The 24,216-nt window shown below is 64.8% G+C and carries 25 protein-coding genes and 1 other RNA gene; 18 read left to right on the forward strand and 8 right to left on the reverse strand.

Features of this window, described 5'->3' with window-relative positions:
- Window positions 1–97: 97 nt before the first annotated feature.
- From C7402_RS03360 to C7402_RS03385, 6 genes are all read left to right on the forward strand, one after another.
- Window positions 98–1,081, forward strand: a complete 984-nt coding sequence (locus tag C7402_RS03360; RefSeq protein WP_112171941.1) for a LysR family transcriptional regulator — start codon at window positions 98–100, stop codon at window positions 1,079–1,081.
- Between the two features lie 323 nt (window positions 1,082–1,404).
- Window positions 1,405–2,691 (forward strand): Glu/Leu/Phe/Val family dehydrogenase, encoded by a 1,287-nt coding sequence (locus C7402_RS03365; protein WP_069268469.1) that lies wholly within the window; start codon window positions 1,405–1,407, stop codon window positions 2,689–2,691.
- Between the two features lie 262 nt (window positions 2,692–2,953).
- Window positions 2,954–3,847 (forward strand): glutamate/aspartate ABC transporter substrate-binding protein, encoded by an 894-nt coding sequence (locus tag C7402_RS03370; protein ID WP_116609596.1) that lies wholly within the window; start codon window positions 2,954–2,956, stop codon window positions 3,845–3,847.
- Between the two features lie 92 nt (window positions 3,848–3,939).
- On the forward strand, window positions 3,940–4,680 hold the full coding sequence (locus tag C7402_RS03375) for an amino acid ABC transporter permease (protein ID WP_112171939.1): 741 nt from the start codon (window positions 3,940–3,942) through the stop codon (window positions 4,678–4,680).
- Complete coding sequence (gene gltK, locus C7402_RS03380) at window positions 4,680–5,357, forward strand: glutamate/aspartate ABC transporter permease GltK (protein WP_112171938.1); 678 nt, start codon at window positions 4,680–4,682, stop codon at window positions 5,355–5,357. Before C7402_RS03375 ends, gltK begins: the two co-directional genes overlap by 1 nt.
- Window positions 5,354–6,079 carry an amino acid ABC transporter ATP-binding protein gene (locus tag C7402_RS03385; protein WP_112171937.1) on the forward strand — a complete coding sequence of 242 codons (726 nt, stop codon included), beginning with the start codon at window positions 5,354–5,356 and terminating at the stop codon, window positions 6,077–6,079. Before gltK ends, C7402_RS03385 begins: the two co-directional genes overlap by 4 nt.
- A gap of 115 nt (window positions 6,080–6,194) precedes the next feature.
- Here C7402_RS03385 and C7402_RS03390 read toward each other — a convergent pair whose 3' ends face one another.
- Window positions 6,195–7,103 (reverse strand): class II glutamine amidotransferase, encoded by a 909-nt coding sequence (locus C7402_RS03390; protein ID WP_116609597.1) that lies wholly within the window; start codon window positions 7,101–7,103, stop codon window positions 6,195–6,197.
- A 347-nt stretch (window positions 7,104–7,450) separates the two neighbouring features.
- Here C7402_RS03390 and pyrC point away from each other — a divergent pair, with 347 nt between their 5' ends.
- The 3 genes from pyrC (at window position 7,451) to rnpB (ending at window position 9,965) form a co-directional block, all read left to right on the forward strand.
- Window positions 7,451–8,506, forward strand: coding sequence for a dihydroorotase (pyrC, locus tag C7402_RS03395; RefSeq protein WP_116609679.1), 1,056 nt, complete (start codon window positions 7,451–7,453; stop codon window positions 8,504–8,506).
- Window positions 8,503–9,471: a DUF3025 domain-containing protein gene (locus tag C7402_RS03400; RefSeq protein ID WP_425273760.1), complete on the forward strand. Its 969-nt coding sequence runs from the start codon at window positions 8,503–8,505 to the stop codon at window positions 9,469–9,471. Before pyrC ends, C7402_RS03400 begins: the two co-directional genes overlap by 4 nt.
- Window positions 9,472–9,554: 83 nt before the next feature.
- An RNA gene (gene rnpB, locus C7402_RS03405) (RNase P RNA component class A) lies at window positions 9,555–9,965 on the forward strand.
- A gap of 85 nt (window positions 9,966–10,050) precedes the next feature.
- Here the strand turns inward: rnpB and C7402_RS03410 are convergent.
- On the reverse strand, window positions 10,051–10,473 hold the full coding sequence (locus C7402_RS03410; protein ID WP_103702197.1) for an OsmC family protein: 423 nt from the start codon (window positions 10,471–10,473) through the stop codon (window positions 10,051–10,053).
- 866 nt (window positions 10,474–11,339) lie between these two features.
- On the opposite strand from C7402_RS03410, the gene rplM reads away from it, so the two are divergent.
- The 3 genes from rplM (at window position 11,340) to erpA (ending at window position 12,738) form a co-directional block, all read left to right on the forward strand.
- Window positions 11,340–11,768 (forward strand): 50S ribosomal protein L13, encoded by a 429-nt coding sequence (gene rplM / locus C7402_RS03415; protein WP_027795838.1) that lies wholly within the window; start codon window positions 11,340–11,342, stop codon window positions 11,766–11,768.
- A gap of 11 nt (window positions 11,769–11,779) precedes the next feature.
- Window positions 11,780–12,172 carry a 30S ribosomal protein S9 gene (gene rpsI / locus C7402_RS03420; protein ID WP_112171935.1) on the forward strand — a complete coding sequence of 131 codons (393 nt, stop codon included), beginning with the start codon at window positions 11,780–11,782 and terminating at the stop codon, window positions 12,170–12,172.
- A gap of 200 nt (window positions 12,173–12,372) precedes the next feature.
- The gene (erpA, locus tag C7402_RS03425) at window positions 12,373–12,738 is read left to right on the forward strand and encodes an iron-sulfur cluster insertion protein ErpA (protein WP_112171934.1); all 366 of its coding nucleotides are present in this window, start codon (window positions 12,373–12,375) and stop codon (window positions 12,736–12,738) included.
- Between the two features lie 89 nt (window positions 12,739–12,827).
- Here the strand turns inward: erpA and C7402_RS03430 are convergent, their stop codons facing one another.
- Entirely contained in the window at window positions 12,828–13,982 is a 1,155-nt protein-coding gene (locus C7402_RS03430; RefSeq protein WP_279635534.1) for an anhydro-N-acetylmuramic acid kinase, read from the reverse strand.
- Window positions 13,983–14,288: 306 nt separating this feature from the next.
- Between C7402_RS03430 and C7402_RS03435 the strand changes: the two genes are divergently transcribed.
- From C7402_RS03435 to C7402_RS03460, 6 genes are all read left to right on the forward strand, one after another.
- Complete coding sequence (locus C7402_RS03435; RefSeq protein WP_112171933.1) at window positions 14,289–14,567, forward strand: type II toxin-antitoxin system RelE/ParE family toxin; 279 nt, start codon at window positions 14,289–14,291, stop codon at window positions 14,565–14,567.
- Between the two features lie 38 nt (window positions 14,568–14,605).
- Complete coding sequence (locus C7402_RS03440) at window positions 14,606–14,917, forward strand: HigA family addiction module antitoxin (protein ID WP_116609598.1); 312 nt, start codon at window positions 14,606–14,608, stop codon at window positions 14,915–14,917.
- Between the two features lie 110 nt (window positions 14,918–15,027).
- On the forward strand, window positions 15,028–16,305 hold the full coding sequence (gene tyrS, locus C7402_RS03445) for a tyrosine--tRNA ligase (protein ID WP_112171931.1): 1,278 nt from the start codon (window positions 15,028–15,030) through the stop codon (window positions 16,303–16,305).
- Window positions 16,302–16,772 carry a D-aminoacyl-tRNA deacylase gene (dtd, locus tag C7402_RS03450; protein ID WP_116609599.1) on the forward strand — a complete coding sequence of 157 codons (471 nt, stop codon included), beginning with the start codon at window positions 16,302–16,304 and terminating at the stop codon, window positions 16,770–16,772. The genes tyrS and dtd overlap by 4 nt, the downstream gene beginning before the upstream one ends.
- A gap of 17 nt (window positions 16,773–16,789) precedes the next feature.
- A complete protein-coding gene (locus C7402_RS03455) occupies window positions 16,790–17,473 on the forward strand; it encodes a histidine phosphatase family protein (RefSeq protein ID WP_112171929.1) in 684 nt (227 codons plus the stop codon).
- Window positions 17,474–17,776: 303 nt separating this feature from the next.
- Window positions 17,777–18,922, forward strand: a complete 1,146-nt coding sequence (locus C7402_RS03460; protein ID WP_116609600.1) for a branched-chain amino acid ABC transporter substrate-binding protein — start codon at window positions 17,777–17,779, stop codon at window positions 18,920–18,922.
- A 94-nt stretch (window positions 18,923–19,016) separates the two neighbouring features.
- Here C7402_RS03460 and C7402_RS03465 read toward each other — a convergent pair whose 3' ends face one another.
- The 5 genes from C7402_RS03465 to purH form a co-directional block, all read right to left on the reverse strand.
- Window positions 19,017–19,964 carry an oxygenase MpaB family protein gene (locus C7402_RS03465; RefSeq protein WP_112171927.1) on the reverse strand — a complete coding sequence of 316 codons (948 nt, stop codon included), beginning with the start codon at window positions 19,962–19,964 and terminating at the stop codon, window positions 19,017–19,019.
- A 37-nt stretch (window positions 19,965–20,001) separates the two neighbouring features.
- The gene (gene ruvB / locus C7402_RS03470; protein WP_112171926.1) at window positions 20,002–21,078 is read right to left on the reverse strand and encodes a Holliday junction branch migration DNA helicase RuvB; all 1,077 of its coding nucleotides are present in this window, start codon (window positions 21,076–21,078) and stop codon (window positions 20,002–20,004) included.
- 108 nt (window positions 21,079–21,186) lie between these two features.
- On the reverse strand, window positions 21,187–21,768 hold the full coding sequence (ruvA, locus tag C7402_RS03475) for a Holliday junction branch migration protein RuvA (RefSeq protein ID WP_112171925.1): 582 nt from the start codon (window positions 21,766–21,768) through the stop codon (window positions 21,187–21,189).
- A 120-nt stretch (window positions 21,769–21,888) separates the two neighbouring features.
- The gene (ruvC, locus tag C7402_RS03480) at window positions 21,889–22,431 is read right to left on the reverse strand and encodes a crossover junction endodeoxyribonuclease RuvC (protein ID WP_112171924.1); all 543 of its coding nucleotides are present in this window, start codon (window positions 22,429–22,431) and stop codon (window positions 21,889–21,891) included.
- Between the two features lie 199 nt (window positions 22,432–22,630).
- Entirely contained in the window at window positions 22,631–24,196 is a 1,566-nt protein-coding gene (gene purH, locus C7402_RS03485; RefSeq protein ID WP_116609601.1) for a bifunctional phosphoribosylaminoimidazolecarboxamide formyltransferase/IMP cyclohydrolase, read from the reverse strand.
- Window positions 24,197–24,216 lie beyond the last annotated feature (20 nt).

The raw sequence follows: 24,216 nt of genomic DNA on the forward strand, positions 1-24,216 counted from the left end.
GCGTCCCGCCGGCACGGCGCGAAATTCGCCGCGCCGCCACCCGGCCGCGTGCGCGCGGGCCTAGAATGCGGACTTCTCATCCGCTTGCTGGCCCCGCATGGAACTCAAATGGCTCGAAGACTTCGTTTCGCTCGCGGAGACGCATAGTTTCAGCCGCTCGGCCGAGTTGCGCCACGTGACGCAGCCGGCCTTCTCGCGCCGCATCCAGGCGCTCGAAGCGTGGCTCGGCACCGAACTGATCGATCGTTCGGTTTATCCGACACGCCTCACCGCCGCGGGCCAGGTTTTCTACGAGCAGGCGCTCGCGATGCTCTCGCAGTTTCACGAGGCGCGCACGCTGCTGCGCGGCCATACGGCCACGCCCGCCGCGACCATCGAGTTCGCGGTGCCGCACACGCTATCGCTCACGTACTTTCCCCGCTGGCTCCAGCACATCGAGGCGAAGCTCGGCCGCATCCACACGCGCCTGCGCGCGCTCAACGTGCACGACGCCGTGCTCTCGCTCGTGGAAGGCGGCTGCGACCTCGTGATGGGCTACCACCACCCGAGCCATCCGGTGACGCTCGACCCCGCGCGATACGACACGCTTACACTCGGCATCGAGTCGATCAGTCCGTACTCCGCATCGCAGCGGGCAGGGCGCGCGCGTTACACGCTGCCGGGCACGCCCGATGCGCCCGCACCGTATCTCTCGTACACGCCGAACGCCTATCTGGGCCGCATGACCGAGGTGATCGTCGCCAACGCACCGGCGCGGCTCTATCTGGATCGCGTGTACGAAACCGATATGGCCGAAGGCCTCAAGGCGATGGCGCTGGCCGGTCACGGCATCGCCTTTCTGCCGCACAGCGCGGTGGAGGACGCGGTGGCGCAGGGACATCTGATCCGGCTCGATCGCGGCACGCGCGGCGTGCCCGAGGGGCAGTTCACGCTCGACATGGAAATCCGCCTGTATCGCGACAAACTCGCGACGCAAGGCGACGACGCGCGCCAGGCGCTCGTGCGCGAACTGTGGGAAGCCGTGAGCGCGGAGCTTGCGCAACGCGAGGGCGCGGCGGCGCGCGGCGGCCGCGCAGGCTGACGAAGCGCCAACCTGAACGCACTGTAAGGCGCAGGACGATGCGAAACGGCGGCGCCCGCAACGGGAGCGCGGCTCTCGCGTGGCACATCCATCGACACCGCATTGATGTATTTCGCGCGCAGCAACAATCGCGTGATGATCACCATCAATCGTGCAAACAGTCAGGTTATTTCAGCCTGTAAGGCCGGAAACACGGCGCCCGCGACACGTTTTTTCGACTTCGGGGACGTTATGCACGAAAAGCATAACGGGATGATCAAACGGCATTGGATTTCACGTGGGCGTTTTCTGACAATGGCACCACTTGTTCGATCGGAGCGTTCATGTCTTCCCAATTGCAGTCGGTTCCCTCCTATCTCCACGCCGACGATCTCGGCCCGTGGGGCAACTATCTTCGTCAGGTCGATCGCGTCGCGCCGTATCTCGGCTCGCTCTCGCGCTGGCTCGAAACGCTCAAGCGCCCCAAGCGCATCCTGATCGTCGATTGCCCCATCGAACTCGATAACGGCACCGTTGCGCACTTCGAAGGCTATCGTGTCCAGCACAACGTTTCGCGCGGTCCCGGCAAGGGCGGCGTGCGTTATCACCAGGACGTTACGCTCTCCGAAGTGATGGCGCTGTCCGCGTGGATGTCGGTGAAGAACGCTGCGGTGAACGTGCCGTACGGCGGCGCGAAGGGCGGTATCCGCGTCGATCCGCGCACGCTTTCGCGTGGTGAGCTCGAGCGCGTCACGCGCCGCTACACCAGCGAAATCGGCATCATCATCGGACCGAACACCGACATTCCCGCGCCGGACGTCAACACGAACGAGCAGATCATGGCGTGGATGATGGACACCTACTCGATGAACCAGGGCCAGACGGCCACGGGCGTCGTGACGGGCAAGCCCATTTCGCTCGGCGGCTCGCTCGGCCGTCGCGAGGCCACGGGCCGCGGCGTGTTCGTCGTGGGCTGCGAAGCGGCGCGCCGCACGGGTCTTTCGATCGACGGCGCACGCATTGCCGTGCAGGGCTTCGGCAACGTGGGCGGCATTGCCGCGCGCCTCTTCCAGGAAGCGGGCTCGAAGATCGTCGCGGTGCAAGACCATACCGGCTCGCTCTATAACTCGAGCGGCATGAGCGCGGAAGCGCTGCTCGAGCACGTCGCGAAGACGGGCGGCGTGGCGGGCTTCGCGGGCGCCGAAGTGATGGCGAACGACGAATTCTGGACCGTCGAAACCGACATCCTCATTCCGGCCGCGCTGGAAAACCAGATCACGGAAAAGAACGCGGGCAAGATCCGCACGAAGATCATCGTGGAAGGCGCGAACGGCCCGACCACGACGGCAGCCGACGACATCCTGCACGACAAGGGCGTTCTCGTGATTCCCGACGTCGTGGCGAACGCGGGCGGCGTGACGGTTTCGTACTTCGAGTGGGTGCAGGACTTCTCGAGCTTCTTCTGGACCGAGCACGAGATCAACGAACGTCTCGAGCGCGTGATGCGCGAAGCCTTTACGGCGGTGTGGCAGGTTTCGAGCGAGCAGAAGGTCTCGATGCGTACGGCGGCGTTCATCGTTGCATGTAAGCGCATTCTGATGGCGCGCGAAATGCGCGGCCTGTATCCCTGACCAGCAGGAGAAAGGGCGCCGCGCGCGGCCGGTAAAGGCGCGCGCCGGGGCCCGAACTGGCATCAGTGCCAGTGACAGTTTTTGCGCTGCACATCAAGGCGCAGAGAAGGCGGACGCTCTCCACAAGGGGGCGTCCGCCTTCGCACATCTGGAGGGGAAAATGCGCTGCGCGCGTTGCGCCAGGGTCACTCTTGATTCTTTCAAAATAATTACTTTGCTACACTCAATGAGTTACCTGCAACGTATTGCAACGGAGAAAAAAATGCAGATCAAAAAGACCGCCACAATCCTCGCGCTCCTGGGTTTCGCCGCCACCGGCGCCTTCGCGCAGGAATCGGGCACGCTCAAGAAAATCAAGGACACGGGCGTCATTTCGCTGGGTCACCGCGAGTCGTCCATTCCGTTTTCGTACTACGACGACAAGCAGAATGTGATCGGCTATTCGCAGGACTACGCAGAAAAGATCGTCGAGGCGGTCAAGCAGAAGCTCAACATGCCCAACCTCAAGGTCAAGCTCGTGCCGATCACGTCGCAAAACCGCATTCCGCTCGTGCAGAACGGCACGGTGGACATCGAGTGCGGCTCGACCACGAACAATGCGGAACGTCAGCAGCAGGCTGCCTTCACGAACACGATCTTCGTGATCGGCACGCGGCTCATGACGAAGAAGGATTCGGGCGTCAAGGACTTCGCCGACCTGAAGGGCAAGACCGTCGTGACGACGGCGGGCACGACGTCCGAGCGCCTCCTGCGCAAGATGAACCAGGACAAGAGCATGGGCATGAACATCATCAGCGCGAAGGACCACGGCGAGTCGTTCATGACGCTCTCCACGGGTCGCGCGGTGGCGTTCATGATGGACGACGCGCTGCTCGCGGGCGAGCGCGCGAAGTCGAACAATCCGGGCGACTTCGTGATCGTCGGCCAGGCGCAGTCGCGTGAAGCGTATGGCTGCATGATGCGCAAGAACGACCCCGAGTTCAAGAAGATCGCCGACGACGCGATCGCCAAGGTGCAGACCTCGGGCGACGGCAACGCGATCTACAAGAAGTGGTTCGAGTCGCCGATTCCGCCGAAGGGCCTGAACCTGAACTTCCCGATGAGCGACGACATGAAGGCGCTGTTCAAGAATCCGAACGACAAGGCAATCGACTGATCGGCGACCGGGTTCGTCCCGCACCCGGCTTGTAACTGGAACGGAACGGAAGAAGGCCGCCTTCTTCCGTTCTTTTTTCCTGGAGTTCTTTCATGTCCTATCACTGGAACTGGGGCATTCTGCTGAGTCCGGTTTCCACCGGCGAACCCACCACCTATCTCGGCTGGCTCATCTCGGGCCTCTGGGTCACGGTCACGGTGTCGCTCGCCGCGTGGGTGATCGCGCTCGTCGTGGGATCGTTCTTCGGCGTGCTGCGCACGGCGCCCAATAAATGGGCCTCGGGAGCGGGCACGGTCTATGTGGCCGTGTTTCGCAACATCCCGCTGATCGTGCAGTTCTTCGTCTGGTATCTCGTGATACCGGAACTGCTGCCGCCCGCGCTCGGCAACTGGTTCAAGCAGTTGCCGCCCAACGCGCAATTCTTTTCGTCGTCCATTCTGTGTCTGGGCCTTTTCACCGGCGCGCGCGTGTGCGAGCAGGTGCGCTCGGGCATCAACGCGTTGCCGCGCGGCCAGCGCGCAGCCGGCCTCGCGATGGGCTTCACGCAGTGGCAAACGTATCGCTATGTCCTGCTGCCGGTCGCGTACCGCATCATCGTGCCGCCGCTCACCTCCGAGTTCCTCAACATCTTCAAGAACTCGGCGGTCGCCTCGACGATCGGCCTGCTCGATCTCTCGGCCCAGGCTCGCCAGCTCGTCGACTACACGGCGCAGACCTATGAGTCGTTCATCGCGGTCACGCTCGCGTACGTGCTCATCAATCTCGTGGTGATGGCGCTCATGCGCTGGGTCGAGTCGAAGTCCCGGCTCCCCGGCTACATCGGAGGCAAGTGATGCATCATTTCGACTGGAGCGGTATTCCAGGCGCGCTGCCCACGCTGTGGACGGGCGCGATCGTCACCTTCAAGATCACGCTGTGCGCGATCGTGATCGGCATTCTGTGGGGCACGCTGCTCGCGCTCATGCGCCTGTCGAGCGTGAAGCCGCTCGAATGGTTCTCGAAGGGCTACGTCACGATCTTCCGCTCGATCCCGCTCGTGATGGTTCTGCTGTGGTTCTTCCTGATCGTGCCGCAGGTGCTGCAAAGCGTGCTGGGCCTCTCGCCCGACATCGACATTCGCCTTGCCTCGGCAATGGTCGCGTTCTCGCTGTTCGAGGCCGCGTACTATTCGGAGATCATCCGCGCCGGCATCCAGGCGGTGCCGCGCGGGCAGGTGAACGCGTCGTTCGCGCTCGGCATGCGCTACGGCCAGGCGATGCGCTACGTGGTGCTCCCGCAGGCGTTTCGCGCGATGGTGCCGCTTTTGCTCACGCAGGCCATCGTGCTCTTTCAGGACACCTCGCTCGTGTACGTGATCAGCCTTGCGGACTTCTTTCGCACGGCCACCAATATCGGCGATCGTGACGGCACCACGGTCGAGATGGTACTGTTCGCGGGCGCATGCTATTTCGTGGTTTGCGTGGTCGCGTCGAGCCTTGTGAAAGGTCTTCAGAAAAAGGTCGCAAGATGATTTCAATTAAGAACGTTTCGAAGTGGTACGGCCAGTTCCAGGTGCTGACCGACTGCACGACGGAAGTGAAGAAGGGTGAGGTCGTGGTGGTGTGCGGGCCCTCGGGCTCGGGCAAATCCACGCTCATCAAGACCGTCAACGGGCTCGAACCGTTCCAGCAGGGCGAGATTCTCGTGAACGGCCAGTCGGTGGGCGACAAGCGCACCAATCTCTCGAAGCTGCGCGCGAAGGTGGGCATGGTGTTCCAGCACTTCGAACTGTTCCCGCATCTGTCGATTACCGAGAATCTCACGCTCGCGCAGATCAAGGTGCTCGGCCGCGGCAAGGACGAGGCCACGCAAAAGGGCCTGAAGCTGCTCGATCGCGTGGGTCTGCGCGCGCATGCCGACAAATTCCCCGGCCAGCTTTCGGGCGGTCAGCAGCAGCGCGTGGCGATCGCGCGCGCGCTGTCGATGGACCCGATCGCCATGCTGTTCGACGAGCCGACCTCGGCGCTCGACCCCGAGATGATCAACGAGGTGCTCGACGTGATGGTGGAGCTGGCCCAGGAAGGCATGACCATGATGTGCGTGACGCACGAAATGGGCTTTGCGAAAAAGGTCGCGCACCGCGTGATCTTCATGGACCAGGGGCTCATCGTCGAGGACGACCAGAAGGAGGCCTTCTTTGCGAGCCCGAAGTCGGATCGCGCGAAGGACTTTCTCGCGAAGATCCTGCACTGAGGGGCGCTCGCGCGTCAGCCGTTATCGCCTGGGAGTCGCAAGAAAAAAAGCCGCGCAAGTTGCGCGGCTTTTTTCGTTTCCGGCGTGTGCCTTGGGCGTGAGCCTTGCGCGAGCCTCACTCGCCCCAGGTCTGCAAGGCTTCCACGGCCTCCGGGGCAAGCTCGCCGGGCTGCGCCGCGCGTGGCGCGCTTGCGGACGCATCGAGGCAAGGGTTGGAGAGCTTGTCGAGCACCTTTTGCGGAACCGGCACGCTGGTTTGCGCGATCACGTCGCCGTGCTGGAACATCATCAGGTCGCCGGGGGCGAAGCGGGTCCAGACTTCGTTGTCGGTGAGCGGCGCGGTGGCGATCACGGCCACGCGGTCCTCGGGCGTCGTGTACTTGGCGAAGTCGATGGACACGTCGGCGTCGACGAGATGCGCCGTCGAGAACGGCCAGCGCCGCACCAGATAGTAGAGATGCGTCGAGCAATGTGCGAACAACGCCTGGCCGTTCGACATCAGGAAGTTGAACACACCGAACTGCGTGATCTCGCGCGTGAGCGATTCGAGCGCGGCGAACAGCTCGTCGAGCGGTGGCTGGGCGCCGGGGAACGCCTTGCGCAGACCTTGCAGCAGCACGCAGAACGCGCGCTCGCTGTCGGTCGTGCCGACCGGCTGGTACACGCCCGACATCACCGGATTGAAGTCCTGAAGGTCGCCGTTATGCGCAAAGATCCAGTGCCGGCCCCACAGTTCGCGCTGGAACGGGTGACTGTTCTCCAGTGCGCAACTGCCTTGCGTGGCCTTGCGGATATGCGCAATGGTGTTGCGCGACTTGATGGGGTAGTGCTTGACCATCTCGGCGATGGGCGAGCGCGCCGAAGCCTCGTTGTCGATGAAGAGGCGGCAGGCCTTGTCCTCGAAGAACGCGATCCCCCAGCCGTCGGCGTGGTGATCGGTGGCGCCGCCGCGCGCCGCGAATCCTGTGAAGGAGAACGTGACGTCCGTCGGCGCGGCGCAGTTCATTCCGAGAAGTTGGCACATGGTGCTGATGGTGCGTGATGCAACTAAGGCGGCTACGCTCGCAGACGGGGCCGCTGGGTCGTTACATGAACCGGTACAATGATGATTTTCCAAGCATATCACCGGCCCGCAGCTCGCCAATACGAAATTTGTCGGATGCATTGCAGGTTTGCGTCGAAGGGCGCACGCCGGCGTGCAGGCGTCGCGAATTGTCGTGTGCACGCGACGGTGCGCACAGCGCCCGCCTTGATCCCGCATCGGTCAGCGCCGTGCTTGTTCCCGTGATATGCCCGGAATTTCCGGCAGCCTGCGCGCGTTCCGGCGAGCGCACCGCCGTTCATTCATTCGTAGCCGCGCTGATTCCTGCCATGAACGCTTCTTCCCCCACGACTCTCACGCTCGCCCGCCCCGACGACTGGCACCTGCACGTGCGCGACGGCGCCATGCTCGCGGCGGTGCTGCCGCACACCGCGCGCCAGTTCGGCCGCGCGATCATCATGCCGAACCTGAAGCCGCCCGTGACGACCACGGAGCAGGCCGCCGCCTACCGCGAGCGCATTCTCGCGGCGCTGCCGGCGGGCTCGACGTTCGAGCCGCTGATGACGCTTTATCTCACCGACAACATGCCGCCCGAGGAAATCCGCCGCGCGAAGGCGAGCGGCTTCGTGCACGGCGTGAAGCTGTACCCGGCGGGCGCGACGACGAACTCGGACGCCGGCGTGACCGACATCCGCAAGTGCGCGAAGACGCTCGAGGCGATGCAGGAAGTGGGCATGCCGCTGCTCGTGCACGGTGAAGTGACGAGCGCCGACATCGACCTGTTCGACCGCGAGAAGGTCTTTATCGACCGCGTGATGACGCCGCTGCGTCGCGACTTCCCGGCGCTCAAGGTGGTGTTCGAACACATCACGACGAAGGACGCGGTCGACTACATCCGTGCCGATAACGCGGCGCCTGGTCTGCTCGGCGCGACGATCACCGCGCATCACCTGCTGTACAACCGCAACGCGATCTTCCAGGGCGGCATCCGTCCGCACTACTACTGCCTGCCCGTGCTCAAGCGCGAAACGCACCGCGTCGCGCTCGTCGAGGCCGCAACCTCGGGCGATCATCGCTTCTTCCTCGGCACCGACAGCGCGCCGCATGCGAAGGGCCTGAAGGAACACGCGTGCGGCTGCGCGGGCTGCTACACGGCGCTGCACGCGCTCGAGCTCTATGCCGAGGCGTTCGAGAATGCGGGCGCGCTCGACAAGCTCGAAGGCTTCGCGAGCTTCTACGGCGCGGACTTCTACGGTCTGCCGCGCGCGAGCGAAACGGTCACGCTGCACCGCGAGACCTGGACACTGCCCGCCGAAGTCGAAGCGGGCGGCACGCCCATCGTGCCGCTGCGCGGCGGCGAGACGATCGGCTGGAAGCTCGCTTGAGCGAGGCGGGGCCGGGTGTGGCTGCGGGCGCAACGGTCGCTGCGGTCGCGGCAATCGATGCGCACGCACCGATGCCAGCGCCGCGTCGCACCTTGCCCGCGGGCAGTTTCGCCGACATCGACTGGGCGCGTCCCTGGTTCGCGCAACACGAAGCGCGCGGGCGGCGCTGGCAGCAGGCCGCGCTGGCGGGTTACGCGCCGTATCTCGACGAGCTGAACGCCGACGCGCGCGCCAGCGTTCAGTTCACGGGGCGCGGGCAGCGTCTTGGCTTCATTGCCCAGGACGACCTGCCCGAAGGCGCGGCCTACGAGGCGCACATCGCCGCGACGGGCTGTGTGCCCACGCGCCACAATCTCCACGACTTCTTCAACGCGCTCGCGTGGTTTGCGTTTCCGCGCATCAAGGCGACGCTGAACGCGCGCCAGGCCGCGGCCATCGACGTGCTGGGCGTGGGCCCGACGCGCGGCGGCGTGCGCGATGCGCTCACGTTGTTCGACGAGAATGCGGTGCTGTACGTGTCGTCGGACCCGGCGCTCATGGCGGCGCTGCGCGGCTTCGACTGGCGCACGTTGTTCGTGGCGCGGCGCTCGGCCTGGGAAACGCCGGCCCGGTTCGCAAGCGCGGGTGAGGGCGAGGGCAACGAGGGCGGCGCGCGCTGTGAAGTGCGCGTGTTCGGCCATGCGCTGCTCGAAAAGCTGATCGCGCCCTATGCGGCCTGCACGGCGCATGCGTGGGTGGTCGAGGTCCCCGAAGCCTATTTCACCTGGCCGCGCGCGCAACGCGACGCGCATCTGGACGAAACGGTGAGCGCCACGCTTGCCGCCGATGCCACGCCCGGTGCGCTCAACGGCCGCAGCTTTGCGCCGCTGCCGGTGCTGGGCATTCCGGGCTGGTGGCCGCAAAACGAAGATTCCGCTTTCTACGACGATGCCACGGTATTCCGTGCGGGCCGCCGCGCGCGCTAAACGTTCGGTGGCGATCGGCGGCATTCGGCAATCGATCCGGCCCCCGGCGCGACGCGCCCGCACGTGCTAAGATCGCGCCTCGCAAAGCAGGCCAGGCAGTCGCGGCCCCGAGATTTCGGTCGAGGGGGCGAGGAAAGTCCGGACTCCACAGGGCAGGGTGATGGCTAACGGCCATCCGTGGCGACACGCGGAACAGGGCAACAGAGAACAGACCGCCGATGGCCCGACTTCGGTCGGGATCAGGTAAGGGTGAAACGGTGCGGTAAGAGCGCACCGCGTCTGCGGTGACGTAGACGGCACGGTAACCTCCACCCGGAGCAATTCCAAGTAGGCAGGCGCGCATCTTCGGGATGCAGGATGGGGCCCCCATTCCGTCTGCGGGTAGGAAGCTTGAGCGCGTCAGCAATGGCGCGCCTAGAGGAATGGCTGCCACGCGCGGCGCGTCTTCGGACGCGGCGCGTGCACAGAATCCGGCTTATCGGCCTGCTTTGCAGCCTCATTCATGCAAAAAGCCGGCGCGGTTCATCGAAGAACCGCGCCGGCTTTTTCTTTTGCCGATCGCGTGAGCGTCGCCGGGCCTTAGGCCGCGACGATCTCGAACGTGTGCGTGATCTCGGCGGTCTTGCCGATCATGATCGACGCCGAGCAGTACTTGTCGTGCGAGAGGTTGATCGCGCGTTCCACGGTGGCCGGGTTCAGGTTCTTGCCGGTCACGGTGAAGTGGAAGTGGATCTTCGTGAAGACCTTCGGGTCCTCGCTCGCGCGCTCGGCCTTGAGCGTCACGTTGCAGCCGCTCACTTCCTGGCGGCTCTTCTTCAGGATCAGCACGACGTCATAAGCCGTGCAGCCGCCCGTGCCGAGCAGCACCATTTCCATCGGCCGCGGCGCGAGGTTGTGGCCGCCGCCTTCCGGCGCGCCGTCCATGTTGACGAGGTGACCGCTGCCCGTTTCGGCCGCGAACGCCATACCGTCCTGACCCATCCAGCTAACTTTGCATTCCATGCGTTTGCCCCTGCGCAAGTTCTCGATTCAGACGGCATTGTAGCCCGCACCTTACTGGTATGTCCGGGGGGCATCGCGGCGCACGATCCATGCGCCCCGCTTGAATGTTGCGACGCATCATCCGATGTGCAAGGCCAATTTCCCCTACGCAATTAGGGGTTTCGCTCTAGTCACGTCGCATGGTTTGCGCAGGATCGATCGGCAATGCCATGATTTTCCGTGCTTTTTCTGAAATCACCGAGGCTGCATTGCTTTTCACATTATGGTTTCAAATTTCGTAATGCAAATCCTCTTGCGTCGCACAAGGTCGATCCGTATAATTCGTTTCGTTGGTTGTCGTGTTTCACGACACCTCAGCATGTCTCCTCCACCCTCCTCCAAAAGGTGGATTAAGCCCGAACCAGTGCGTTCGGGTTTTTTTTATTCCCGCTTTCATTCGCTCAGCCGAGCCCACCAGCGCCGACTCCAGCGCATCCATGATGATGGGGGGATCGTCGGCCAGACCGACCCTGCGCTTGACCATTCCCTGAAATCCGGATTGATTGTGTGACGCGTCACTCGATCCAAAACAAGCGTCCGTCCGAATAAGGGCGATATGCGTCAAATAAACGCGAGATGACAGCAAGAAGCGCACAAATCGCCAGGTGGGGGCGGGCTTGGCACGCGCGCGGCACCAAAAACTTGGCTCCCGCGGATTTTTTCCTTTATAATCGTGGGTTTCCCGCATCCATGCCCGCGGGAAACTGGGGCAAGCCTTCATGGAATTTCATGGGGAACCTCAGCCAGGGAGAGCCTGCGCCGGCGCCAACGAGCGTCACCATACAAGCAGGACCGAATCAGGGCACAGCATATTTTTTGGATCGATCATGAAGACTTTTTCCGCCAAGGCACATGAAGTGCAGCGCGAATGGTACGTGATTGACGCGACGGATAAGGTTCTCGGCCGTGTCGCCAGCGAAGTGGCACGCCGTCTTCGCGGCAAGCACAAGCCTGAGTTCACCCCGCACGTCGACACTGGTGATTTCATCATCATCATTAACGCCGGCAAGCTGAAGGTCACGGGCAACAAGACCACGGACAAGAAGTACTACCGTCACTCGGGCTACCCGGGCGGTATCTACGAAACGACGTTTGGCAAGATGCAAGAACGCTTCCCGGGCCGCGCGCTCGAGAAGGCCGTGAAGGGCATGCTGCCGAAGGGCCCGCTGGGCTACGCGATGATCAAGAAGCTCAAGGTCTACGCAGACGCAACGCATCCGCACTCGGCTCAACAGCCGAAGGCGCTCGAGATCTAAGGGGAGCCCACATGATCGGTAACTGGAATTACGGTACGGGCCGCCGCAAGAGCGCAGTCGCTCGTGTCTTCATCAAGTCGGGCAAGGGCGAGATCATCGTCAACGGCAAGCCCATCGCCGACTACTTCTCGCGCGAAACGTCGCTCATGATCGTGCGTCAACCGCTGGAACTCACGAACCACGGCACGACGTTCGACATCAAGGTGAACGTGAACGGCGGCGGCGAAACCGGCCAGGCCGGCGCAGTTCGCCACGGCATCACGCGCGCGCTGATGGACTACGACGCGACGCTCAAGCCGGCACTGTCGCAAGCTGGCTTCGTCACCCGTGACGCACGTGAAGTGGAACGTAAGAAGGTCGGTTTCCACAAGGCACGTCGCCGCAAGCAGTTCTCGAAGCGTTAATTTCAGATTGGCGCTTTGGCCTGTGCCCCTCGCGGGGCACGGCGCTGCTGCAAAAGCCGTCCGCGCTGTCATGCGCCGGGCGGCTTTTTCACATCTGGCGCGCTGTTGTCGTGGGCGAGAAACCCTTGATTTTGTGGGCTTAAGCACGATCTGAGGAACAGCCCTACAATAGCGGCTAGAAGTTTTTCTGGAGAGTTCGAATGAGCACTGTCACCGAAACCACCGCGACCGAAATGCCCGGTCCCTTCGTTTTCACCGAAGCAGCGGCTGACAAGGTCAAGCAACTGATCGACGAGGAAGGCAACCCGGAGCTGAAGCTGCGCGTATTCGTGCAGGGCGGCGGCTGTTCGGGCTTCCAGTACGGATTTACGTTCGACGAGGCGGTCAACGAAGACGACACCGTGATGAACCGCAACGGTGTGCAACTTCTGATCGACTCGATGAGCTATCAGTACCTCGTCGGCGCCGAGATCGACTACAAGGACGATCTCAATGGCGCGCAGTTCGTCATCAAGAACCCGAACGCGACCACCACGTGCGGTTGCGGCTCGTCGTTCTCGGTCTGATCGAACGGCCTGGCTGAAATGAAAACGGGGCTTCGGCCCCGTTTTTTATTGGCGCGGCTATTGGTGCGGCGCGTGGCCGTCCTGCACGCTCAGCGCGGGTAGATCGCGCCGAGCACGCGCTCGCCCGCCGCCCCGGTCACGGCCGCCAGATTGCCCGGCTCGCGCGCCACGCAGCGCATGGCGAGCCACGCAAAGGCGAGCGGTTCGACCTGATGCGGCGGCACGCCGAGTGCCTCGGTCGTCATGACCGGCACCCCGGCCACGCCGCCCGTCTCGAGCGCTTTCTGGAGCGCCGCCATCAACGCGGGATTGCGCGCGCCGCCGCCGCAGACATACACCGCGCGGCAATCGCTCGCGTGGCGTTCGATTTCGCGCGCCACGCTCACGGCGGTCAGTGCGACGAGCGTCGCTTGCACGTCGGCGGGCGAGAGCGATTCGAAGCCCTTGAGCTTTTCGTCGAGCCACGCGGCATTGAAGAGGTCGCGGCCCGTACTCTTGGGCGGCTGCTGCTCGAAGAACGGCTCGTCGAGCAGGGCGTTCAACAGCGGCTGATGCAGATTGCCGCTCGCGGCGAACTTGCCGTTCTCGTCGTAAGGCTTGCCCAGATGCCGTTCGGCCCAGAGGTCGAGCAGCGCGTTGGCGGGGCCGCAGTCGAAGCCCCGCACGGCGCCCGTGGACGAAAGCACCGTGATGTTGCTGATGCCGCCAAGATTGCAGACTACGCGCGTTTCTTCCTGCGAGCCGAACAGCGTCGCGTGAAACGCGGGCACGAGCGGCGCGCCCTGGCCGCCCGAGGCGACATCGCGGCTACGGAAGTCGGCGATCACGTCGATGTGGGCGAGCTCCGCGAGCAGCGCCGGATTCTGGATCTGCACCGTGTAACCCTTCTCGGGCCGATGCCGCACGGTCTGGCCGTGCGCGCCGATCGCGCGCACGCCGTCGGCGCAAAGATTGCCCGCGCGCAGCAATTCGTGGCAGCACACCGCGTAGCGGGCCGCCAATGCATTGCCGGCGAGCGCCTCGCGCTCGATCTCGTTCTCGCCAGGCTGCTGCAACGAAAAGAGCGCCTCGCGCAGTCCCTGCGCGAAGCCCACGAACGCTTCGGCCAGCACCACCGGTCGCTGGCCCGCCTCGAAGCGCACGGCAATGCCGTCCACGCCGTCCATGCTGGTGCCCGACATCAGGCCGAAATACACGCCGTCGGCGGCGTGTGCGCTCTCGTTTCGTGCGTCGCGTGGCGCCACGTTGTACTCCTTTCGTGAATGCGGTTTCAGTCCCGTGCAGGAGATTATCGGGGCAATGTCGCTCAAACGTAAGCCGAATGGCTGACTGTTGCGGCCCCTCGCGCCGTGGGACGCTCTTTCTGGCCGCTCAAGGACGGGCGGCGCTGGAGCCCTGCGCGAGATCAACCTCTGCTTGCAATACGTTGACCTCACAATGGCGAATTCGTATAGTGTGGCTATACGCTATACGGAGGGCGCGTACCAAGGCCAACCGGCCCCGCCAGGCTCCAGACCCATTCATGTTCGATCTGCCTGGTCTGGAGAATCATGATCAAGTCGTGGAATCACAAAGGGCTGAAGGCGCTGTTCTTCACCGGCACCAAGGCGGGCATCCGGCCCGATCACATACCGCGTCTGAGGCGCCAACTGGCTCGGCTCGACGAGGCCGAGTCGCCGCATGACATGAACGTGCCGGGCTGGCGCTGCCATGCGCTGGACGGCCGTTTCGACGGGCACCATGCGGTCAGCGTCAACGGCAACTGGCGCTTGACCTTCGCGTTCGAAGGCCGCCACGCGATCCTCGTCGACTATCACGACTACCACTGACACCTGCTATTGACGATGACCACCGAGGCACGAGCAAGATGAACGACACGATACGCATGCACAACCCGCCGCACCCTGGCGAAACGTTGCGCGAGGACATCCTCCCCGAACTGGGGCTCACCGTGACCGAGGCCGCGGCGCAGCTCGGCGTCACGCGCGCCGCGCTTTCGCGCGTGCTCAACGGGCGCGCCGGCATCTCCCCCGAAATGGCGCTGCGCCTGGAGGCGTGGCTTGGCGCGGAAAACGGCGGCCGTGCCGACCTGTGGCTTGCCATGCAGATGGCCTACGACCTCTGGCAGGTGCGAGCGAAGGGCGTGCCGCGGGTGGAGCGCGCTCCCGCCCGTACGTGAGCCAGGCGCGAGTTTTGGTGCGCGCATGAGGCCGCAAACCTCGGCCAGGCGAGTCGAATCACGTAAAATCGCGGTCTAGACCCAGACTTAACGAGCGATACGATCGAAGCATGAGCACCGAGTCCACCTCCAGCAACGGCGCCAACAGCGGCGCCAACAGCGGCGCAAAAGACGCCTTTCCGGTCACCGACGAAGTCCGTCACGCGCTCGCAGTCACGAAGCGCGGCGTGGACGAGCTGCTGATTGAAGAAGAATTCGAGCAGAAGCTCGCCCGCAGCGCGGCCACGGGCAAGCCGCTGCGCATCAAGCTCGGTCTTGACCCGACCGCGCCCGACATCCACATCGGCCACACGGTCGTGCTCAACAAGATGCGCCAGTTGCAGGATCTCGGCCATACCGTGATCTTCCTGATCGGCGACTTTACCTCGCTGATTGGCGACCCGTCGGGCCGCAATGCCACGCGTCCGCCGCTCACGCGCGAGCAGATCGAATCGAACGCGAAAACGTATTTCGAGCAGGCCGCGCTCGTGCTCGACCGCGAAAAGACCGAGATCCGCTACAACAGCGAATGGTCGATGCCGCTCGGCGCCGACGGCATGATCAAGCTTGCATCGCGCTACACGGTTGCGCGCATTCTGGAGCGCGAGGACTTCACCAAGCGCTTCCAGGGCGGCGTGCCGATCTCGATCCACGAATTCCTCTACCCGCTCATGCAGGGTTACGACTCGGTCGCGCTGAACGCCGACCTGGAACTCGGCGGCACGGACCAGAAGTTCAACCTGCTCGTGGGCCGCGAACTGCAAAAGCAGTATGGCCAGGAGCAGCAGTGCATTCTCACGATGCCGCTGCTCGAAGGTCTCGACGGCGTCGAGAAGATGTCGAAGTCGAAGAACAACTACATCGGCATCAGCGAGAAGCCCAACGACATGTTCGGCAAGCTCATGTCCATTTCGGACACGCTGATGTGGCGTTATTTCACGCTGCTCTCGTTCCGTCCGATGGCGGAAATCGAAGGCTTCAAGCGCGAGATCGAGGCGGGCCGCAATCCGCGCGACTTCAAGGTGCTGCTCGCACAGGAAATCGTCGCGCGCTTTCACTCGCAGGGCGACGCCGAGCGCGCGCTCGAAGACTTCAACCACCGCGCGAAGGGCGGCGTGCCGGACGACATTCCGTCGGTCACGATTGCGGGTGCGCCGCTCGCCATCGGCCAGTTGCTCAAGCAGGCGGGACTCGTGCCCTCCACCAGCGAGGCGCTGCGCAACATCGAGCAGGGCGGCGTGAAGATCGACGGCGCCACTGTGTCCGACAAGGGCCTGAAGGTCGAGGCGGGCGAGTTCGTCGTGCAGGTGGGCAAGCGCCGCTTCGCGCGCGTGACGCTCACGGCATGATTGCGCTGATCCAGCGTGTGCGGCGCGCCGAAGTGCGCGTCGCGGCCGGCGACAGCGAGCGCGTGACCGGCGCGATCGGCCCGGGGCTGCTCGCGCTGGTTTGCGCGGAGCGCGGCGACACCGAAGCGAGTGCCGACAAGCTGCTCGCGAAGCTACTCGGCTATCGCGTGTTCAGCGACGCGGCGGGCAAAATGAACCTGCCGGTGCAAAACATCGACGGCAACGGCGGGGCGGGTGGCTTGCTGCTGGTTTCGCAGTTCACGCTTGCGGCCGATACGAACAGCGGCCTGCGCCCGAGCTTCACGCCGGCCGCGCCGCCCGACGAGGGGCGGCGTCTCTTCGACTATTTCGTCGCCGCCGCGCGTGAGAAACATCCCACCGTCGAGACCGGCGAGTTTGGCGCCGACATGCAGGTGTCGCTCGTCAACGACGGCCCCGTGACGTTCTGGCTGCAAGTGCGCAACTGAGCCATGCGCTTTTGACTATGACCACGCAGATCCTCTTCATCCGCCACGGCGAAACGGCCTGGAACCGCATCAAGCGGATTCAGGGGCATATCGACATTCCGCTCGCCGAAAGCGGCGTGGCGCAGGCGCAGCAGCTTGGCGCGCGCTTCGCGCAGGAAGCGCAGGCGGGCGCGCGGCTCGACGCAATCTGGTCCAGTGACCTGTTGCGCGCGCAACAGACTGCGCAACCCGTTGCCCAGGTGCTGGGCCTGCCGGTGCAACTCACCGAAGGCTTGCGCGAGCGCAACTACGGCGCCTTCCAGGGCCACGACAGCGACGAGATTTCCGAGCGCTTTCCCGACGAATACGCGCACTGGCAAACGCGCGACCCCGGCTTCGAGCCGCCCGAGGGCGAGTCGCAGCGCGAGTTCTACCATCGCGTGCTGCATGCGCTTGAGCCGATTCTCGCCATGCATCCGGGCGGCCGTATTGCCTGCGTCGCCCACGGCGGTGTGCTCGACTGCGTGTACCGCTTCGCGAACGGCCTCGCTCTCGACGAACCGCGCGCGTGGCAACTGCTCAATACGAGCGTGAACATCGTCGATTTCGAGCGCGATGGCTATGTCACGCAGGCGCGCGTCGTCGCATGGGGCGACGTGACCCATCTGGGCGGCGCGAGCGCCGACGACGGCTTCAAGCGCACGCCCGAAGCGGGGCGCTAAGCCGCCTCGCTACGAAGCGCGGCGTTCTGCCGCGCTTTTCTCTTCCTGCCTTTCCCCTGCGGCGCGCTGCTCGCGGCTGCGCTCCGCTCGTCCTTACCCGCTGCTTGCAGGTTCTTTCCAAAGCCCAACCACAAAGTTAAGCAGCCTGCTAACATTTGTCCGACCTTTGGGCCCGCTGGCCACCGGGCTATCCGCCCGGCCCTGCGTTGAAGAGGGACGCACGCGCAACAAGAGCGTGAGGCGGCGAGCCGAGGGTTGCATACGAACGGGTAGTTCCCAGAAAAAATCGCAGGAGAGAGTTCAATGACGTACAAGCTTCACAAGCTGCTGCCGGTGAGCGCGGCAGTTATCGCGTTCGCGGCCATGTCGGGCAATGCGTCGGCCGACCAGGTCGTCAAGATCGGCCACGTCGGTCCGCTCACGGGGGGCTCGGCCCACCTCGGCAAGGACAACGAAAACGGCGCACGCCTCGCCATCGAGGAAATCAACGCCAAGGGCCTCACGATCGACGGCCAGAAGGTCACGCTCGCGCTCGACGCCCAGGACGATGCTGCCGACCCGCGCCAGGCTACCCAGGTCGCGCAGAAGCTCGTCGACGACAAGGTCGCGGCCGTGATCGGCCACCTGAACTCGGGCGCGTCGATCCCGGCGTCGAAGATCTACAGCGATGCGGGCATCGTGCAGATCTCGCCGTCGTCGACCAATCCGTCGTACACGCAGCAGGGCTTCAAGACCACGTATCGCGTGGTCGCGACCGACGCCCAGCAAGGTCCGGCACTCGCCGACTACGCGGCCAAGAGCCTGAACGTGAAGACCGTGGCCGTGGTCGACGATTCGACCGCCTACGGCCAGGGCCTCGCGAACGAGTTCGAGAAGACCGCGAAGTCGCTCGGCATGAAGGTGCTCTCGCACGACGCGACCAACGACAAGGCCGTGGACTTCCGCGCGATTCTCACGAAGATCAAGGGCGAGAACCCCGACGCGATCATGTACGGCGGCATGGACGCCACCGGCGGCCCGTTCGCGAAGCAGGCCAAGCAGCTCGGCCTGCGCGCGAAGGTGCTGTCGGGCGACGGCGTGTGCACGGAAAGCCTCGCGCAGCTCGCGGGCCCGGCGACGGACAACATCGTCTGCTCGCAGGCCGGCATGGCGGTCGAGCGCATGAACGGCGGCGCGGCGTTCGCGGCGAAGTACGAGAAGCGCTTCGGTCACCCGATCGAATTCGACGCGCCGTTCACGTATGACGCGGTGTACATCATCGTCGACGCGATGAAGCGCGCGAACTCCACCGACCACGCGAAGATCCTCGCGCAAATCCCGACCACGGACTACAAGGGCGTGATCGGCGAGACGAGCTTCGACGCGAAGGGCGACCTCAAGCACGGCGTGATCTCACTGTACAACTACAAGGCAGGCAAGAAGACGCTGCTCGACGTGGTGAAGATGTAAGGACGCACGCGCCTCGATGCGCTGCAAATGAAGCGGCCAACCTGCGCGAGCGGGTTGGCCGCTTTTTTTATCGCGTGCCCTAGGGCTTATCGGCTTATTGCGTGGGCTTGGCGGCAGCAGCCCGCCGCCGCGCGCGTTTCGACACGCCGTTGACGAGGGCCCAGCGCAGCACCGGTGCGACGGCGCGCATGCCCGGCCGCACGACGGCGCGGCGCGCGAAGGCGAACGAGTCGAAGCCGAGCATCTGCTGCGCGAAGGGCGGCAACAGGTCGATGCCCGCATTGCGGATGAGCGCGCCGGCGGGGCGCATGGCCGGGCGCGGCGCGGGCGCCTCCATGAGCACGCGCACGACTTCGAACGTGCGCTCGCTCGCGACGAGTTCGGGCTGCATCGATTGCAGATACGCCGACACTTGCGCGCGCGACCGGGGTACGTTCACGGCACCGAGCAGTTCGGCAATCTGCGCGACTTCGGCGTAGTACTGATCCTGGGCCTCGCCCGGCAGCGCGGGGTTCACGTAGCGTATATACGCGCCGAGAAAGCTCGAGACCTCGGCCACGTGCACCCACGTCAGCAAGACGGGATCGCTCGCGCGGTAGGGGCGGCCATCGGGCGCGGTGCCTGTTACGGCCAGGTGGATCTGCTTCACGCGTTCGATCAAGGCCAGCGCGTCGGCGCGGCTGCCGTAGGTCGTGCCCGCGATGAAGGTCGCAGTGCGGCGCAGCCGCCCGAGTATGTCGGTGCGAAACGTGGAGTGGTCCCACACGCCGGCGAGCGCGAGCGGATGCAGCGCTTGCAGCAGCAACGCGCTGACGCCGCCCGCCATCATCGCGGCGAAATCGGCGTGGACCTTCCAGCAAACGGCGTCGGGGCCGAAGAGGCCGGGGTCGCCGGGCGGATTCGAATAATCGAGCTTCGGGCCGCTGCCCGTGGTGAGATGCGTGACGCTTTCAGCGAGCGTCATGCGCAGGCGGCGCGCGAGCTGGCCGGCGAAGCCGGTCGGCTCGGGAGCGTTGGGAGGACGGCCGGCGTGATCGGACATCGTGCTCTCGCTCGTGCTGCGTTGACGTTCGCGCGCCTTACGACGCGTCCGGGTCCCAGTCGCCGCCCGTCGATGCGTCGTCCGGCACCGTGAGGCCGAAGTGGCGGTAGCTGAGCTGCGTGGCCACGCGCCCGCGTGGCGTCCGCTGCAAATAGCCTTGCTGGATCAGGTACGGCTCGAGCACGTCCTCGATCGTGTCGCGTTCCTCGCCGATCGCGGCGGCGAGGTTGTCAACGCCCACCGGACCGCCGTCGAACTTGTGCAGGATCGCTTCGAGCAGCTTGCGGTCCATCAGGTCGAAGCCCACGGGGTCGACGTCGAGCATGCGCAGCGCGGCGTCGGCAACGTTCGCGGTGATCGCGCCATCGGCCTTCACTTCGGCATAGTCGCGCACGCGACGCAGCAGGCGGTTCGCGATACGCGGCGTGCCGCGCGAGCGGCGCGCGATTTCGAACGCGCCGTCAGGGTGGATCTGCGCGCCGAGCAGCGAAGCGGAGCGCTGCACGATGCGCGAGAGCTCACTCGCGTTGTAGAACTCCAGACGCGAGACGATGCCGAAGCGGTCGCGCAGCGGATTCGTGAGCATGCCCGCGCGCGTGGTCGCGCCCACCAGCGTGAACGGCTGGAGGTCGAGCTTCACGCTGCGCGCGGCCGGCCCTTCGCCGATCATGATGTCGATCTGATAGTCCTCGAGCGCCGGGTACAGGATTTCCTCGACAACCGGCGAGAGCCGGTGAATCTCGTCGATGAAGAGCACGTCGTTGGCTTCGAGATTGGTGAGCAGTGCCGCGAGATCGCCCGCGCGCTCCAGCACCGGGCCCGACGTCTGCCGCAGGTTGACCCCCATTTCGCGCGCGATGATGTGCGCGAGCGTGGTCTTGCCGAGGCCCGGCGGCCCGAACAGCAGCACGTGGTCGAGCGGTTCGGAGCGGCGCTTGGCGGCCTCGATGAAGATTTCGAGCTGACCGCGTACCTTTTCCTGGCCGACATATTCGTCGAGCTGGCGCGGGCGCAATGCGCGTTCGAACGCTTCCTCGCGTGACGAGGCGGGCGTGGCGGCGATCACGCGGTCGGCGCCGGCATGGTTGGCGGCGAGTTTGTCGGTTTCGATCATCCAACGATTGTACCGCGCGTACCGCGCGGTCTATGCAGCGGCGGGGCCGTCCCGCGCGCCGCGTCAGCGCTTGCAACTAACTGCCGGACCCGCGTGCGCGCGCGGGAATCAGACCTTGGAAAGCGCCTTGAGCGCGAGCTTGATGCCCTCGGAAACGCCGGTGCCGGCCGGCACGTTCTTGATCGCGGCGAGGCCTTCTTTCTCCGAATAGCCGAGCGCGAGCAGGGCGTTGAGGATGTCGTTCGCGTGGTCGGAAGGCGAAGCGGCGGCGGCCATCGCGCCGAGGTCCGCGCCGAGCTTGCCCTTGAGTTCGAGCAGCAGACGCTCGGCCGTTTTCTTGCCGATGCCGGGCACGCGCGTGAGGCGCGCCGCGTCCTGCTGCGTGACCGCCTGCGCGAGGTCGTTCACGCTCATGCCGGAAAGCACGGCAAGCGCCATGCGCGCGCCGATGCCGCTGATCTTGAGCAGCTCGCGAAACGTCGCGCGTTCCTCCTGCGTGCCGAAGCCGAAGAGCAGGTGCGCGTCTTCGCGAACGATCATCTGCGTGAGCAGCACGATTTTTTCGCCGGTGCCGGGCAGGTTGTAGAACGTGCTCATCGGCACGTCGACTTCGTAGCCGACGCCGTTGCAGTCGATGAGCAGGTGCGGCGGGTTCTTTTCCAGCAATACGCCGGCAATGCGACCGATCATGGCGGTTTCTGTGATGAGGGAAAGGTGGAGAGTGTAGCGGAGGGCAGGGCCGCGCGGAGCGCGCAGCCGGAACGTTGATCGTTCGGCCAGGGCGCTTATGCCCGTCTAGCCGCCGGGCATTCAGCCAATCAGACGCCCGCGCCGCACCCGCACGCCTTTCTTCGCGAGCGCCGGCGCGAGCCCGCCGAGCGTGGCCAGCGTATCGCCGCTGTGCGCATGGCAGATCGCCATGCCGAGCGCGTCGGCGGCGTCGGTGCCGGGCACGCCCGTGAGGGCGAGCAGGCGCACGACCATCTGCTGCATCTGTTCCTTGGTCGCGCGGCCATAGCCGACCACGGCCTGCTTGAGTTGCAGCGCGGTGTACTCGGCCACCGGCACGCCGCCCGAGACGAGTCCGCAAATGGCCGCGCCACGCGCCTGGCCGAGCAGGAGCGTCGACTGCGGATTGACGTTGACGAAGACCTTTTCGATCGCGGCCTGGTCGGGCGCGTGCTGGCGGATCAGCGTGGAGACGCCTTCGAAGATGGTGCCGAGGCGCGTGGGCAGATCGGCATCGGCGGTACGGATGACGCCGCTTGCGACGTACGTGAGCTGATGGCCGTGACGTTCGATCACGCCGAAGCCGGTGACGCGCAAGCCGGGGTCGATGCCGAGAATTCTCATGAAATGCGGGAAATGCGGATGTGCCTGCGATGGTACAACGAACGGCACAGATGCCGCGAGCCTTGAAGGCGCGGGCGACCCAGGCGTCCCGCGCAAAGAAAAAGCCCGCGAGACTGGCGTCCAGCGGGCTTTGCACAGGCGGCGCGTCACGTGCAGGTCACGCGCCGCATGCAACCGAATGAAACCAGAGCGGCGAAGATCAGTGACGGAAGTGGCGAATGCCCGTCATCACCATCGCGATGTTGTGCTCGTCGGCGGCGGCGATCACTTCGTCGTCGCGCATCGAGCCGCCCGGCTGGATCACGCAGGTCGCGCCCGCGTTCACCACCACGTCGAGGCCGTCGCGGAACGGGAAGAACGCGTCCGAGGCCACGGCCGTGCCCGCGAGCTTGAGGCCCGCGTTTTCCGCCTTGATGCTGGCGATGCGTGCCGAGTCCACGCGGCTCATCTGGCCCGCGCCCACGCCCATCGTCATGCCGTTCGCGCAGAACACGATGGCGTTCGACTTCACGAACTTGGCGACGCGCCATGCGAACATCAGGTCGTCCATTTCCTTCGGCGTGGGGTGGCGCTTCGTCACCACGCGCAGTTCGTGCGGCTGCACGTTCTTCGCGTCGAGCGATTGCACGAGCAGGCCACCGCCCACGCGCTTCAGATCGAACGCGTTATGGCCATCGCCGAGCGCGATTTCGAGCAGACGCACGTTCTGCTTCGCGGCGAACACGGTCTTCGCGGCATCCGAGAACGACGGCGCGATCAGCACTTCGACGAACTGCTTCGCCACGGCCTGGGCCGCCGCTTCGTCCACTTCGCGGTTGAACGCGATGATGCCGCCGAACGCCGAGGTCGGGTCGGTCTGGAATGCCTTCGAGTAGGCTTCAAGCGCGTTCGTGCCGATCGCCACGCCGCACGGGTTGGCGTGCTTGATGATCACGCAGGCGGGGGCGTCGAACGTCTTCACGCATTCCCATGCCGCGTCCGAGTCGGCGATGTTGTTGTACGAGAGTTCCTTGCCCTGGATCTGGGTGTAGTTCGCGAGCGCGCCGGCGGGCGTCGAGAGGTCACGGTAGAACGCGGCGCTCTGGTGCGGGTTCTCGCCGTAGCGCAGGTCCTGGACCTTGTCGAACGCGAGGTTCAGCACGGCCGGGTAGGTGTTGCGCGACTTGTGCTCGAGCGCTTCGGTCAGGCTCGTGAGGTAGTTCGTGATCGCGCCGTCGTATTGAGCGGTGTGCGAGAACACCTTGGTCGCAAGGCGGAAGTTCGTCGCGTAGCTCACGGTGTTGCCGTTCGCGCGCATCTCTTCCAGCACCTTCGCGTAGTCGGCCGGGTCGACCACCACGGTCACGTCGCGATGGTTCTTCGCCGCCGAACGCAACATGGTCGGGCCGCCGATATCGATGTTCTCGATCGCGTCTTCAAGCGTGCACTCTTCCTTCGACACCGTCTGGACGAACGGGTAGAGGTTCACGACGAGCAGGTCGATCGTCGGGATGTCGTGCTTTTCGAGCGCGGCCATGTGCTCGGGCAGGTCGCGGCGCGCGAGAATGCCGCCGTGGACCTTCGGGTGCAGCGTTTTCACGCGCCCATCGAGCATTTCCGGAAAGCCGGTGTAGTCGGCCACTTCGGTGACGGAAAGGCCCGCGTCCGCGAGCAGTTTCGCGGTGCCGCCGGTCGAGAGAATCTTGACGCCGAGGTCCGACAGCGACTTCGCGAAGTCGACGATGCCGGCCTTATCGGAAACGGAGATGAGCGCTTGCCTGATCATGATGAGTAACGAGGTAGATT

This window comes from Paraburkholderia unamae (assembly GCF_003096875.1).
GTDB lineage: Bacteria > Pseudomonadota > Gammaproteobacteria > Burkholderiales > Burkholderiaceae > Paraburkholderia > Paraburkholderia unamae.